This is a genomic window from Herminiimonas sp. GW821-FHT09C12 (assembly GCF_059416385.1).
Genome location: NZ_JBWKPC010000002.1, coordinates 543979 through 556890 on the forward strand (window position 1 = coordinate 543979; position 12912 = coordinate 556890).

17 protein-coding genes are annotated in these 12912 nt (G+C 51.3%); 12 read left to right on the forward strand and 5 right to left on the reverse strand.

The window, feature by feature from the left end:
* Positions 1–131: 131 nt before the first annotated feature.
* From ispD to AC07N2_RS12475, 3 genes are all read left to right on the forward strand, one after another.
* Positions 132–827, forward strand: a complete 696-nt coding sequence (gene ispD / locus AC07N2_RS12465) for a 2-C-methyl-D-erythritol 4-phosphate cytidylyltransferase (protein ID WP_494778550.1) — start codon at positions 132–134, stop codon at positions 825–827.
* Positions 824–1312 carry a 2-C-methyl-D-erythritol 2,4-cyclodiphosphate synthase gene (gene ispF / locus AC07N2_RS12470; RefSeq protein ID WP_494778551.1) on the forward strand — a complete coding sequence of 163 codons (489 nt, stop codon included), beginning with the start codon at positions 824–826 and terminating at the stop codon, positions 1310–1312. The genes ispD and ispF overlap by 4 nt, the downstream gene beginning before the upstream one ends.
* A gap of 261 nt (positions 1313–1573) precedes the next feature.
* The gene (locus AC07N2_RS12475) at positions 1574–1873 is read left to right on the forward strand and encodes a hypothetical protein (RefSeq protein WP_494778552.1); all 300 of its coding nucleotides are present in this window, start codon (positions 1574–1576) and stop codon (positions 1871–1873) included.
* Positions 1874–1980: 107 nt separating this feature from the next.
* Here AC07N2_RS12475 and AC07N2_RS12480 read toward each other — a convergent pair whose 3' ends face one another.
* Entirely contained in the window at positions 1981–3348 is a 1368-nt protein-coding gene (locus AC07N2_RS12480) for a sensor histidine kinase family protein (RefSeq protein ID WP_494778553.1), read from the reverse strand.
* Between the two features lie 30 nt (positions 3349–3378).
* Positions 3379–4146 (reverse strand): osmolarity response regulator transcription factor OmpR, encoded by a 768-nt coding sequence (gene ompR, locus AC07N2_RS12485; protein WP_076591620.1) that lies wholly within the window; start codon positions 4144–4146, stop codon positions 3379–3381.
* Between the two features lie 164 nt (positions 4147–4310).
* Here ompR and AC07N2_RS12490 point away from each other — a divergent pair, with 164 nt between their 5' ends.
* Positions 4311–4637, forward strand: coding sequence for a hypothetical protein (locus AC07N2_RS12490; protein WP_494778554.1), 327 nt, complete (start codon positions 4311–4313; stop codon positions 4635–4637).
* A 126-nt stretch (positions 4638–4763) separates the two neighbouring features.
* Here the strand turns inward: AC07N2_RS12490 and AC07N2_RS12495 are convergent, their stop codons facing one another.
* From AC07N2_RS12495 to flgA, 3 genes are read right to left on the reverse strand one after another with little or no spacing between them, the layout of a single operon-like run.
* The gene (locus AC07N2_RS12495) at positions 4764–5243 is read right to left on the reverse strand and encodes a flagella synthesis protein FlgN (protein WP_494778555.1); all 480 of its coding nucleotides are present in this window, start codon (positions 5241–5243) and stop codon (positions 4764–4766) included.
* Positions 5244–5248: 5 nt separating this feature from the next.
* Entirely contained in the window at positions 5249–5608 is a 360-nt protein-coding gene (gene flgM, locus AC07N2_RS12500; RefSeq protein WP_231949279.1) for a flagellar biosynthesis anti-sigma factor FlgM, read from the reverse strand.
* Positions 5609–5665: 57 nt separating this feature from the next.
* Entirely contained in the window at positions 5666–6370 is a 705-nt protein-coding gene (gene flgA / locus AC07N2_RS12505) for a flagellar basal body P-ring formation chaperone FlgA (protein ID WP_494778556.1), read from the reverse strand.
* Between the two features lie 198 nt (positions 6371–6568).
* Here flgA and flgB point away from each other — a divergent pair, with 198 nt between their 5' ends.
* The 8 genes from flgB to AC07N2_RS12545 all read left to right on the forward strand — a co-directional run bounded on the left by flgB (position 6569) and on the right by AC07N2_RS12545 (position 12909).
* Positions 6569–6988 (forward strand): flagellar basal body rod protein FlgB, encoded by a 420-nt coding sequence (gene flgB, locus AC07N2_RS12510; protein WP_076591616.1) that lies wholly within the window; start codon positions 6569–6571, stop codon positions 6986–6988.
* Positions 6989–6990: 2 nt separating this feature from the next.
* A complete protein-coding gene (flgC, locus tag AC07N2_RS12515; protein WP_076591615.1) occupies positions 6991–7398 on the forward strand; it encodes a flagellar basal body rod protein FlgC in 408 nt (135 codons plus the stop codon).
* An 18-nt stretch (positions 7399–7416) separates the two neighbouring features.
* A complete protein-coding gene (gene flgD, locus AC07N2_RS12520) occupies positions 7417–8094 on the forward strand; it encodes a flagellar hook assembly protein FlgD (RefSeq protein WP_494778557.1) in 678 nt (225 codons plus the stop codon).
* 30 nt (positions 8095–8124) lie between these two features.
* A complete protein-coding gene (gene flgE / locus AC07N2_RS12525; RefSeq protein WP_494778558.1) occupies positions 8125–9375 on the forward strand; it encodes a flagellar hook protein FlgE in 1251 nt (416 codons plus the stop codon).
* Positions 9376–9467: 92 nt separating this feature from the next.
* Positions 9468–10208, forward strand: a complete 741-nt coding sequence (flgF, locus tag AC07N2_RS12530; RefSeq protein WP_494778559.1) for a flagellar basal-body rod protein FlgF — start codon at positions 9468–9470, stop codon at positions 10206–10208.
* 69 nt (positions 10209–10277) lie between these two features.
* The gene (gene flgG, locus AC07N2_RS12535) at positions 10278–11060 is read left to right on the forward strand and encodes a flagellar basal-body rod protein FlgG (RefSeq protein ID WP_076591611.1); all 783 of its coding nucleotides are present in this window, start codon (positions 10278–10280) and stop codon (positions 11058–11060) included.
* Between the two features lie 26 nt (positions 11061–11086).
* Positions 11087–11758 carry a flagellar basal body L-ring protein FlgH gene (locus AC07N2_RS12540; RefSeq protein WP_494778560.1) on the forward strand — a complete coding sequence of 224 codons (672 nt, stop codon included), beginning with the start codon at positions 11087–11089 and terminating at the stop codon, positions 11756–11758.
* Between the two features lie 23 nt (positions 11759–11781).
* Positions 11782–12909, forward strand: coding sequence for a flagellar basal body P-ring protein FlgI (locus AC07N2_RS12545; RefSeq protein ID WP_494778561.1), 1128 nt, complete (start codon positions 11782–11784; stop codon positions 12907–12909).
* Positions 12910–12912 lie beyond the last annotated feature (3 nt).

The window sequence follows — 12912 nt, forward strand, 5'->3', positions numbered from 1 at the left end:
ACAGTGAAAAATTATGATGCGATTATAAACCAAGCCCTTCTTTACGTCGGGCGCGTGCGTATTCGGATAATAATTTCCCTACAATAGAGCGCACCCATGCACGCAGTTACGCATCTTCCCACCACGACAACATGAATTTACCTCGCTATTTCGCCTTGATCCCTGCCGCCGGTGTTGGCGCACGCATGGGCGAAAAGATTCCAAAACAATATGTGCCGATTGCCGGCAAACCGATGCTGCGGCATGTGCTGGATACGTTTTCTAGCGCGGATGTGATTGCGCATACCTTTGTAGTGGCAAGTGCCGAGGATGGCTATATCGATGCCACCATGGCGGCCTTGCACGATAGTTCTTACGTTACGGTACTGAGAGTCGGTGGTGCAACCCGGCAGTTATCGGTCTTGAACGGTTTGCATGCAATGCGCGAGATGGTCGACGATGAGGATTGGGTGCTGGTGCACGATGCCGCTCGTCCGGGGCTGAGCATTGCCTTGATCGATAAACTGATTACTTTGTTGCAGGATGACGAGGTCGGCGGCTTGCTGGCCGTGCCGGTGGTCGATACCTTGAAGCGTGCTGGCGAAAAAGGGCGTGTTGATCAAACAGTGCCGCGTGATCGCTTGTGGGCAGCGCAGACGCCGCAGATGTTCCGCTACGGCTTGCTACGTCGCGCGCTGGAGCAGGCGGTGGTAGTGACGGATGAAGCAAGCGCAATCGAGGCGCTAGGCTTGCAGCCCAAGCTGGTCGAAGGCGATGCACGTAATTTCAAGGTGACGCTGCCGCACGATGTGGCGCTTGCCGAACTTTATTTAAAAGGATTTGTATGAGTGTTCCATTCCGCATTGGACAAGGTTACGACTGCCATGCCTTGGTTGAAGGTCGCAAGTTGATCATAGGTGGTGTGACAATTCCGCATACGACGGGTTTGCTGGGGCATTCCGATGCGGATGTGTTGCTGCATGCACTTACTGACGCCTTGTTTGGCGCAGCAGCCTTGGGTGATATCGGACGACATTTTCCGGATACGGCGGTTGAGTTTGCTGGCGCAGATTCACGTGTGTTGTTGCGTGAAGCGGTGAAGCGCGTGGCAGCGGCCGGTTTCAGCATTGGGAATGTGGATGCCACCATCATTGCGCAAAAACCGAAGATGGCGCCACATATTCCAGGCATGGTGGCGAATATCGCAGCAGACTTGGGCGTTGCTATTGATCAGGTCAATATCAAGGCAAAAACGAATGAAAAATTAGGTTATCTGGGACGCGAAGAAGGAATTGCTGCGGAAGCCGTCGCCTTGATTTATCGAACCGTATGAAAATGTTATGTCTGTTGCACGCGTAGCGTAGTTAGCTCATGCAAAAAGGATAATTTTTGCGGCATTCACTGTATTTTTGACCTTCTTGCGGCGAATTTTACGAATAAAAGTGATTATGTATTGAATTTTCAAGAAGAATCGCTATCTACTTGAAAACGGACTGTATGCAGGCGTGCCCAGCGTGGGTATTGCGGGATAAGTCGGGAAACAATCGGTTGCGCCTATTTGGCGTATACTAAAGAGACAGGAGTGATTACAACTATGGCATCTTTCTTTTTCAGCCAACAGGCTCAAAACTGGCAACAACTATTCCGCCGTCATCAATCTGGTGGATTTTTCTCGCGTCTGATCGCGTGGCTGGTGTTGGGTTTAGTCCTGGCGGCAGGATTGCTTGTCGTCGTGACGGTCTTGTTGCTGAGCTGGTTATTGATTCCAGTTTTGCTGTTCAAAAAACGCAAAGCAGCGAAGGCTCGCTTTACCGCTGAGCGCGCTTATCAGCAATCGCGTAATGACATCATCATCGAAGGCGTGATCACTGAAGTAAAAGACGACAGAGTCTGAATTTAAATTCTGCGTTCCGATTTCAGGAACGCGGCTCTAAAATAAAACGCACATCCTCTTGAAGAGCATGTGCGTTTTATTTTGTCTGCTGCGATAGTGTGATGCTTCTATGCCGCGAAATGGCTGTATCGTTTTTTCGCATTGTGTAGCACGATTTGTATGACCAAACCGCCGCCATCCCGATTCGATAGTTGCAACTTTCCACCGTGTCTTTTGACGATGCGATCGACAATTGCCAAGCCCAGACCGGCGCCATTCGCTTGTCCGCGCGCGCTATCCATACGTGTGAAGGGACGCAGCAATCTATCGATTTCGGCTTCCGGTACGCCAGCGCCATGATCGGCGACTTCAACTATGACTTTATCGCCTTCCACGTAGCAGGATAGATCAATTTCTACAAAATCAGCGCCGTCCGCTTTGCCATAGCGCCGCGCATTTTCAATCAGATTGCTGATGACGCGTTTGATGTCGATAGCATTGCCGAGTATGGTGATGTTGTCGTCGATCTTGCTGGTGATCTGTACATCGCTTAAACGTGCGGCTTCATGTGCTGTACTGGCAATCAATGCTGTCATATCGACAGGTTGGAAATGCGTGCTATCTACTGGCTTTGCATAGTCGAGGAACTGGCCGATGATGGCATCCATCTGCTCCAGATCGGATTGCATGCCTTCGCGTGCTGCATCTGGCAAGCCCGCTAATTCTACTTCGAGTTGCATGCGTGCGAGCGGTGTACGCAGATCATGCGAGATGCCTGCGAGTACCACGGCGCGATCAGATTCCACACGGTTGAGATCGTCGACCATTTGATTAAAGCTGTGATTGGCTTCGCGAATTTCTGTCGGGCCGCGTTCTGGTAGTGGTGGCGGACGCTGTCCATTGGCGATGGCACGTGTGGCGGCGGTCAGACGCGCCAGCGGCTGATTGATCAAGCCGGAAATAATCATCGCGCCTATCAGCGATAACAATAATGTTGCGGCACCCCAGCCGACCCATTGTGCGCCGGAACTGCCTTCTATTCGATCACGATCCAGCATCAGCCAGTATTCATCATCGGAGATCGTGAAGCTGACCCAGAATCCGGCAACATCGTTGACTGTGCGTGCAAAACGCGTGTCTTGCCCCAGGCCGGCACGTACATGTTCCTGAATGGTGCGCATCAGGCTGTTATTGGTAGGTGGTTCGACGCGATCAGTATCCTCCAGCGGATACACGCGGATACCTTCGTTGCTTGATAAATCGAACAGGAGTTCGCGGCGTAAATCAGGTGCGGAGTGAGTCAGTGCAGCGCGCGTGATGGTGACGACGGAGATCACCTGTGCTGCGATTTGATTGGCGCGCGGGGTTTGTTCAACTACACGATAGCTGGCAACCCACGCAGCCATACTGGCTGCGATCACAAAAGCGAGCAGGAAAAAAGTGCGCCAGAACAGGCCGCTTTTAATCCAGTTCAGACGATTTGATGTGGTGGGCATCCTTTGAGTTTTCAGTCGGCCAGCGCTGTCTTAGCGCGGCTTGCCTTCTGGAATGAAGACATAACCGAGACCCCACACGGTTTGAATATACAGCGGCGTGGAAGGATCAGGTTCTATCAGTTTGCGCAGGCGCGAAATTTGCACATCCAAACTGCGATCGAATACTTCATATTCGCGGCCACGCGCCAGTTCCATCAATTTTTCACGAGAAAGAGGTTGACGTGCATGACGTGCAAAGACTTTCAACACAGAAAACTCGCCAGTAGTCAGCGGAATGGTTTCATCATTTTTCTTCAGCGTGCGTGTGCCTAGATCGAGTACGAATTCGCCGAAGGTAAAGGATTGTGGTGTCTCGGATGGTGCGCCAGGAATTTCGTCGGGTGCGACACGGCGCAAGACGGCGCTGATGCGCGCAACGAGTTCGCGTGGATTAAAAGGTTTGGCGAGATAATCGTCGGCGCCCATTTCCAGGCCGACGATGCGATCGACATCTTCGCCTTTGGCCGTGAGCATGATGATCGGTGTTTTGTCGCCGGCACCACGGAGACGTCGGCAGATCGACAGACCGTCTTCTCCCGGCAGCATCAGGTCGAGCACCAGCAGATCGTAGCGTTCGCGCAGCCAGAGCTTGTTCATGGCTTGCGCATTTTCTGCGGTGACTACATTGAATCCCTGCTCGGCGAGATAGCGGCGCAGCAGATCGCGCAAACGCAGATCGTCATCTACTACCAGAATTTTTGTCTGGTGAGAGTTGGTGGAGTGGGCCGTGTCCTTGCTGGGTGGATTTGTCGTATTCATTTTGCTATGGTAACGTCAGAAAGACTTCTCGACATAGCGAGGAGTGTAGGCATTACAAAGTGTTACAACCTTTACGGAAATGAACTTAGGGCTTGAGGCAAAGCAGCATAAACTTTGTGCATGGTTAATAAATATTTGCCAGGCATCCAAAAGTGCTGCGGAAGATGATGATGAATATAACATTGAAAAGAATGGGATTGGTATTGCTGCTGGTCAGTACGTTTGCTGGTACGACGGCGGTTTTCGCACAGTCGCGTTTTCAAAGCAATACATTCGGTTCCTACGTGCAAAACGATCGTAATAGAGGAGAGCAGAATCGTGGTGGCGATGATGGACGTCGTCAGCAAGCTGAGCGCAATTACGATAACAACCGCAACATGGAACGGCAGCAGGATTCGCGCCGGGATGGACGTTTGTCCGCAGATGAGCGTCGTGCCTTGCGCCGTCAGATCGATGAAGCCGGGCGCGATATTTATGCGCCGCGTCGATAGGGATATTTGTCCGCACGGTATTTTGATTCAGTAAAAAGAAAAAGCCACCAAGATGTTTGGTGGCTTTTTCTTTTTAAACTTCTTGCGCGCTTAATCTAGAGATAGATGTGCGAACGAGTGTAGGGTTTAACCGGTGACGATATGACGGCTGACGGTTTTGTTTGCGGTTTGGCCGTTAGGGCCGTAGACACTGCTGCCTTGCACGTTGCCGTGCTGCAAAATGTTGAGTACGTTTTGATTACGCACCATCTGTTTGTTGATCAGCGTCCCGTTGACGCGATTGAGCTCTTTGGCCTCTTCAGCCAACTCTATGAGTTCATGCCAGGATTTGCTCGTGGTTGCCGAGGCACCGGAGCTTTCCAGCCAAGTCTTCATGCTGGATTCTTTTGCTTCGAAACCTGCTGCAGCCAAGGCCTTGTGACGGCTGGTTGCCAGCTCAGTCATGTGAGCTGCTGCTTTGGCTTTCGCTTCGGTCAGAGCAGAGATGCCATCAATATCAGCGGCAATCAGGTGCTCTTGTTCCAGCTTCAATAATTGCGTCAGAGCACGAACGGCTTTGTGTTCTTCACTCAAACTATCTGCAGGGCTGGTACCGAACGAATCCATGTTTATTAACCTTTACGTGCAGAGATCAGGTCTTTTACCGTATCCATCAATCCGTCGGCAACGCGTTCTGCATTTACCTGGAATTGACCACCGGCAATTGCTGCCTTGATCTCATCAACTTTTTTAGCATCAAATACGCTGGCACTAGAAACTTGACTTGTCAGTGCCTGCACCTGTGTCGACAACGTTACATTGGAAGAGGCCGCGCCGGTATCGGCTTTCTCCGGCGCCTTGCCTGCACGAGTTTGCGTTGCTGCAACGCCTACTCCTGCGATTTTCTTACTTGCGTCATTAATTTTCACGACATCACCCCGTTTGGTTTGCGGCAAAACGCCTATCTCTGCTTGGTCTATCGGCGTAATCACGGCAAACTTTAGTCCTAAATAGGTGAAACGTAAAACATTGTGTATTAATTTGTGTTGCTAATACGTTAACTCTACTATCCCGCCCAACTTCGCAATCCCGCTCACAACCTGGCCTGCCGGTGTGCGTACTTGTGTCAATTGTCCTTCATTTGCATTGTTCAAGGCGCGTGCTTCGCTGGATACGCTGAAGCCGTCGCCATTAAAAACGACGCGTACTGCCTGACCTTGCTGTATCGCTTGTTGATTGCGTAAAGCATCCTGACGCAACGGTGAACCTAATGAAATGGTGGTGGCTGCGGTACGACCAACTGCCAGCGACGCATCCGTAATGACACCGGATGGCAAATTGGTCAGGTCGCCCTTGACCTTGGCAATGTCGCCCTGGGTAATGGTTTGTCCTTGCGCCAGTGGCGCCGCGGCAGCGATGTATTCGCCATGCACCCGTACTTGGGCTGAAACGTAAATAGTCCAAGCCGATGGCGCGTTACAACGTATGCCTACTGTAGTTTTGCCCCAAGCCTTGCTGGCGGGCGGTAAAAAACCTTCCGGCACAGTGCAAGCCGGCAACTTCATGCGGGGATCGATGGCACCAACGGTTACTTGTACTTCGCCGGGTAATCCGGTTGCTTGCGTGCGTAAAAACTGTTCAGCAGTCTGTTTCAGCACAGCCAAATCCTGACGCGGCTCAGCGGCGGTCTGTGCCAACGCCAGTTGCGTTGTCAACAAGAGTGCTGCGATAGCGATGTGAAAAGAGTGTTTCATGGCGGCCAATGTAGTGACAGTGAAGTAACTGCACGATCATGGTACTGAATTGGCGAGCAGGTAAAGCCGGGAATAGCATGGATTTTTGTCTTCTTATCGTTTGATCGAAGCGAAGAGGTGCTCCGTATGATCGACGCTATACAAATCCATTATCAGTGCAAGGTAGCCAATCCTTGAATGCACACTTCGGAGGTCGTAATGATCGGAAAACTTGATGACTTGATGCGCTTTCAGGAGACGGCACTGAGTTTGCGTGCGCAACGCCAACAATTGCTGGCATCGAATATTGCGAATGCGGACACGCCTAACTTCAAGGCGCGTGACATCGATTTTAACAAGGCCTTGCAAGGCGCGCTAGCACGCAGTACCGGCGCGGCCGCATCGCCGAATGAACTGGCGAAGACATCGACGACGCATCTGTCATCCAAGGTGCTGCCAACCTTGGGCGGTGCGCCGCTACTGTATAGCAATACACAGCAGGGCAATGTCGACGGCAATACCGTAGATATGGATGTGCAGCGTAATCAGTTTACTGATAACGCCATGCGCTACGAGGTCGGCCTGACACTTGTCTCGTCGAAGATCAAGGGAATGCTTACCGCTATTCAGGGGCAATAACCATGTCGCTATTTAATATTTTCAACGTCGCCGGTTCAGCCATGAGTGCGCAGAGTCAGCGCCTCAATGTGGTATCGAGCAATATCGCTAATGCGGAAAGCACGACTAGTGCAAACGGCAAGACGTATCGCGCGAAACAGGTGGAGTTCCAATCGTTGCCGATGAAGGGTGGTGCTACTTCAACCGGCGTCAAAGTTAATCGTGTGGTGGAAGATGCTTCTCCATTGAAGATGGTGTTCGATCCGAAACATCCGAACGCGGATGAAACAGGTCATGTCGCGATGCCGAACGTCAACGTCGTGGAAGAGATGGTCAACATGATCTCCGCCTCACGCTCCTACCAGACCAACGTCGAAACCATGAACACGGCGAAGACCATGCTACTTAAAACGCTGACGCTCGGTCAGTAAAAACAATAAGGATTCATCATGACCGCAGTCAACAGTAATACCACCGTTCTGCCGCAAGCATTGCTGGACCAGATGAATGGCGCCAGCGCCAGCAAAAAAAGTACGGCAGAAGAAGCACAGGATCGCTTCCTGACCTTGTTGGTCACGCAGATGAAAAATCAGGACCCGTTGAATCCACTGGATAACGCACAAGTCACCAGCCAATTGGCGCAATTGTCGACCGTTACCGGTATCGATAAATTGAATGGCACGCTGGAATCCATGATGAGTAGTTATCAATCCAATCAGGCGCTGCAGGCAGCGAACATGATAGGCCACGGTGTACTCGCTCCAGGAGCGAATATCAGCCTGACTGAAAGCAAAGGTTTGATGGGTGTTGAATTCCCGCAAGCAGTTGATACAGCAACAGTGACCGTCAAGGATTCTACCGGCAAGGTAGTTCAGACTATCGATCTCGGCAAGCAAACAGCCGGTACGGTGCCACTGTTGTGGGACGGCAGTATGGCAGACGGCACTAAAGCACCAGATGGTAATTACACATTTGAAGTTTCTGCCAGTCTTGGTGGTACGGCTGTGAAAGTTAATCCATTGCAATTCGGCATAGTCACGACGGTCTCGACTTCGTCCAGCGGCGTGCAAATCAATGTACCTGGTCTGGGTGGATTGAGCCTCTCAGATATTCGTCAAATTCTTTAATACAGCGGCACATAACCCAGGAGAAATAGAATGAGTTTCCAACAAGGTTTGAGCGGATTGAATGCCGCAAGTAAAAGTCTTGAAGCTATCGGTAATAACGTTGCCAACTCCGGCACCGTAGGCTTCAAGCAATCGCAAGTTCAATTTTCAGATATCTACGCCAGCACATTGTCCGGCTCGGGTGCGGCGCAGATCGGTATCGGTACGCAGATCGCACGCGTGGCGCAGTTGTTCAGCCAAGGCAATATCACTGCGTCGAACAATCCGCTCGATATGGCAATCAATGGCGACGGTTTTTTCCGTATGAGCAGTGGCGGCACGATTACCTATGCACGTAACGGTCAATTTGAATTGACGAAGGAAGGTTATATCCAGAGTGCATCTGGTGCGCGTCTGACCGGTTATATGGCGGATGCAAATGGCGTGGTGCAATCGGGCGCGCCGACTGAATTGATCATCAACAAAGCTGATCTGGCTCCGAAAGCAACGACCAAGTACGAACTCAAGCTGACGCTGGATTCGCGCAAGGATGCATTGGACCCGCTCAATTTCAATCCAGACGATCCTGCTACCTTCAGCGATTCGACTTCGGCATCTGTGTATGACAGTTTGGGTAACGCGCACGTGTTGCGTACCTTCTATGTCAAGACCGCCGGTGGCGAATGGAGCGTATTTGCAACCAATGATGGCGTACCTATCGGCTACAACTTGCCGACCGATGCAACCAATCCACCAGTACCACTGGGAACTATGGATTTCGGTACAGGTGGTGTCTTGGTCGGTACTACGCCAAGTCCATTAGTCGCAGACATGGCTGTGACCACAGGTGCAGCAACGCCTTTCCAGATCGCTATCGATTACAAGGGTACACAGCAATTTGCTCAGACCTTTGGTATCAATAAGCAGCTTCCAGATGGTTATCCGGCAGGCACCTTAACCGGCTTTGATGTCGCCAATGATGGCTCCATCGTTGGGCGTTACACCAATGGCCAGGTAAACGTTTTAGGTCAAGTCATCCTGTCCAGTTTCGCCAATCCAAATGGTTTGCAAAATATTGGTGACAACCAATGGGTGGAAACAGCTGAATCCGGCGTGCCATTGACCAGTACTCCAGGTAGTAGTGGCCTGGGTGCAGTGCAATCGGCGCGGATTGAAGAATCGAACGTTGATTTGACGGCAGAGCTGGTCAACATGATTACTGCTCAGCGCTATTACCAGGCCAATGCACAAACCATCAAGACGCAGGATCAGATCATGCAGACTTTGGTGAATTTGCGTTAATGCATTAAGCGATTTGCATTAATGAAGGTGACCAATGATCGGCGTGTTTGTCTTCTCGTAATACGAACACGCACGATCACAGGAGGAATGAAATGGATAGGCTGATTTATACCGCGATGTCGGGTGCCAAGCAGATTCTGGAGCAGCAGGCCACGACTTCACACAATCTGGCTAATGTCTCGACAGCAGGTTTCCGCGCTCAGCTCGACACTTTCCGTGCCGTGCCTGTCGTGAGCAATGGTTTGCCGACACGTACCTTTGTTGTTGACTCTACGGTAGGCACGGATTTCCGTGCTGGTCCGATTCAACAGACAGGCCGCACGCTGGATCTTGCTGTGCAGGGAAGAGGCTGGCTCGCGGTGGAACGTGCAGATGGTACCGAAGGTTATACGCGCGGCGGCAGCTTGAAGCTGAATGAAAACGGCGTCTTGCAAACTGAAGGCGGACTGAATGTGTTGGCGGATGGTGGACCAATCACGATTCCACCAAACGTGAAAATTTCATTTGCCAAAGATGGCACGATTTCTTCCGTTGACTCCGGCACGACGCCGGGCGCAACGATTGAAATTGCTCGTCTCAAATTGGTTAATCCGGACGAGGCTAATCTCGTACGCGGTACGGATGGCTTGTTCGTGACCAAAGACGGCCAGCCGGCAGATGTTGATGCCACTGTAGGCGTGATTAGCGGTGCGGTTGAGGGCAGCAATGTCAACGTGGTGGATGCCATGGTCAACATGATCAGTCTTGCACGTCAGTTTGAATTAAACATGAATATGCTGAAGCATGCGGAGAGTAACGCTGCCAAAGCCACTGAATTTCTCGCTTTGAGTTAATGCGAGTACAGGCAAAATGAAGATGGATGCTGAGTCCGTAAGCAGTTTGCCGAAATACTGGAGAAGAAAATGATACGTTCACTATGGATAGCCAAAACAGGTCTGGATGCGCAACAAACGCAGATGGACGTTATCTCCAATAACTTGGCCAACGTCAGTACTACGGGCTTCAAGCGCACACGCGCTGTATTCGAGGACTTGTTGTATCAAAACTTGCGTCAACCAGGTGCAGCATCGTCGCAGCAGACACAACTGCCATCCGGTTTGCAAATCGGTACCGGTGTGCGTCCTGTTGCAACTGAGCGTATTCATACGCAAGGCAATTTGCAATTGACCAGCAATAGCAAGGATCTGGCGATTCTGGGCGATGGATTCTTCCAGGTGATGATGCCGGATGGCACTACCGCTTATACGCGCGATGGCTCCTTCCAAAGCGATAACCAGGGACAGATGGTGACGTCCAGCGGCTTCCCGATTCAGCCGGCGATCATCATTCCTGCAAATGCAACTGCGATTTCAGTCAGCCGCGACGGTATTGTGAGCGTCACTGTGCCAGGTACCACAGCGCAGACCCAAGTTGGTACGCTGCAACTGGCGACCTTCATCAATTCAGCGGGTTTGGAAAGCAAGGGCGAAAACCTGTATGTGGAAACCACCGCATCCGGCAACCCAACCACGAACAATCCAGGCACCAATGGCGCCGGTTTCGTGCAACAGAATTATGTAGAAACATCGAACGTGAACGTCGTTGAAGAAATGGTCAACATGATCCAGACACAACGTGCTTACGAGATCAACAGCAAGGCGATTACGACGTCGGATCAAATGCTGCAACGCTTGACACAGATCTAAGCAGTCTGGAGCGTAGAGGAGTTGTAATGAAGAGCAAGTTACTAAGTCTGATGTTGGTTGCGATCGTCTTTCTCGGCGGTTGCGGCGGCATGCCGGAAACGATAGTGCAGACACCATTGTCGGCGCGACCACAGTCTGCGAGCGCGATTAAACCAGCGGCAAACGGTGCAATTTTTCAATCGGCTTCCTACCGCCCAATTTTTGAAGATAAACGTGCGCGTCTGATAGGCGACACGATCACGATCACGATTAACGAAAATAGCTCTGCCGGCAAACTTGCGGGTAGCTCTGGCAGCAAATCCGGGAGCGTGAACGCAGCGGCGCCTAGTCTTTTTGGTTTGTTTGGTGGCGTGACCCAGAATCTGAGCGCAAGTGCATCGTCGGCTGCACAGTTTGCAGAGAAAGGTGCCGTTACTTCCAGTAATAATTTTGTGAGTACGATCACCGTTACTGTCATCGATGTGCTGTCGAATGGCAATCTGGTGGTCGCTGGCGAGAAGCAGGTCTCGCTGGACAAGGGGGCTGAATTTATTCGTTTCTCTGGTGTGGTTGATCCTATTTTCGTGGGTTCCGGCAATATTGTTTCGTCGACCAGAGTTGCTGATGCACGTATCGAATACCGTACCAATAGCCGCATAGACGGCGCCGAAGTGATGTCCATGATGGCTCGCTTCTTCTTGAGTGTCGTGCCTTTTTAATGCCGATGCTGATAGGATTTTCCATGAATACCGTATCTGTTATATCGCTGAAAAAATCACTGCAAATCATTGCATGTTCGGTCTGTCTGTTGATGTCGTTTGCATCGCAGGCTGAACGTCTGAAGGATCTCGCCAGCGTGCAAGGCGTGCGGCAGAATCAATTGATCGGTTACGGTCTGGTTGTTGGTCTGGATGGTAGCGGCGATCAAACGACGCAAACGCCGTTTACGATTCAGAGCATCATCAGCATGATGCAGCAGATGGGCGTCAATCTGCCGCAAGGTATCAATATGCAGTTGAAGAACGTCGCTGCCGTGATGGTGACGACCTCACTGCCTGCATTTGCGCAACCTGGACAAACGCTGGATATCACGGTGTCTTCCATGGGTAATGCCAAAAGTTTACGCGGTGGTACTTTGCTGATGACACCGCTCAAAGGCGCGGATGGTCAGATCTACGGTATGGCACAAGGTAACGTTGTTGTTGGCGGTGCAGGTGCAGCTGCAAACGGTAGCAAGGCACAGATCAATCATTTAAGTGTCGGCCGTATTTCTGCCGGCGCTACAGTTGAACGCGCAGTGGTAACGTCACTGGGGCAGGGCGATCTGATTTTTCTGGAGTTGAAGGATAGCGATTTTTCTACTGCCAGCCGCGTGGTTGATGCGGTGAACAAGCGCTTTGGTCCGGAAACAGCAGCAGCACAAGATGGCCGTGTCATTCGTGTGCGTGCACCGATGAGCAATGACGAACGCGTGTCCTTCCTGGGCGCATTGGAAAGCATCAATGTCACGCCGGCACAAGTAAGCGCCAAAGTAATCCTGAATGCACGTACCGGCTCGGTCGTGATGAATCAGGCAGTGACGTTGGATACCTGTGCGGTATCGCACGGTAATTTGTCAGTCACGATCAATACACAACCGATTATCAGCCAGCCTGCACCGTTCTCCGGTGGACAAACCGTGGTGGCGCAGCAATCGCAAATCGAGATCAACAAAGATCCGGGCAAAGTCATACTCTTGAAAAATTCAGCTTCTCTGGCTGATGTGGTCAAGGCTTTGAATTCGATAGGCGCAACGCCGCAGGATTTGCTGGCGATTTTGCAAGCGATGAAAGCGGCAGGTTCACTGCGCGCAGAACTGGAAATTATCTAAGCT

Bases quoted from the DNA above. Each gene is read 5' to 3' on its own strand.
- ompR (WP_076591620.1), bottom strand. From the start codon at position 4,146: ATGAATACGACAAATCCACCCAGCAAGGACACGGCCCACTCCACCAAC.
- flgF (WP_494778559.1), top strand. From the start codon at position 9,468: ATGGATAGGCTGATTTATACCGCGATGTCGGGTGCCAAGCAGATTCTG.
- flgG (WP_076591611.1), top strand. From the start codon at position 10,278: ATGATACGTTCACTATGGATAGCCAAAACAGGTCTGGATGCGCAACAA.
- flgC (WP_076591615.1), top strand. From the start codon at position 6,991: ATGTCGCTATTTAATATTTTCAACGTCGCCGGTTCAGCCATGAGTGCG.
- flgA (WP_494778556.1), bottom strand. From the start codon at position 6,370: ATGAAACACTCTTTTCACATCGCTATCGCAGCACTCTTGTTGACAACG.
- AC07N2_RS12490 (WP_494778554.1), top strand. From the start codon at position 4,311: ATGATGATGAATATAACATTGAAAAGAATGGGATTGGTATTGCTGCTG.
- AC07N2_RS12545 (WP_494778561.1), top strand. From the start codon at position 11,782: ATGAATACCGTATCTGTTATATCGCTGAAAAAATCACTGCAAATCATT.
- AC07N2_RS12480 (WP_494778553.1), bottom strand. From the start codon at position 3,348: ATGCCCACCACATCAAATCGTCTGAACTGGATTAAAAGCGGCCTGTTC.
- AC07N2_RS12495 (WP_494778555.1), bottom strand. From the start codon at position 5,243: ATGGATTCGTTCGGTACCAGCCCTGCAGATAGTTTGAGTGAAGAACAC.
- flgD (WP_494778557.1), top strand. From the start codon at position 7,417: ATGACCGCAGTCAACAGTAATACCACCGTTCTGCCGCAAGCATTGCTG.
- AC07N2_RS12475 (WP_494778552.1), top strand. From the start codon at position 1,574: ATGGCATCTTTCTTTTTCAGCCAACAGGCTCAAAACTGGCAACAACTA.
- flgB (WP_076591616.1), top strand. From the start codon at position 6,569: ATGATCGGAAAACTTGATGACTTGATGCGCTTTCAGGAGACGGCACTG.
- flgE (WP_494778558.1), top strand. From the start codon at position 8,125: ATGAGTTTCCAACAAGGTTTGAGCGGATTGAATGCCGCAAGTAAAAGT.
- ispF (WP_494778551.1), top strand. From the start codon at position 824: ATGAGTGTTCCATTCCGCATTGGACAAGGTTACGACTGCCATGCCTTG.
- ispD (WP_494778550.1), top strand. From the start codon at position 132: ATGAATTTACCTCGCTATTTCGCCTTGATCCCTGCCGCCGGTGTTGGC.
- AC07N2_RS12540 (WP_494778560.1), top strand. From the start codon at position 11,087: ATGAAGAGCAAGTTACTAAGTCTGATGTTGGTTGCGATCGTCTTTCTC.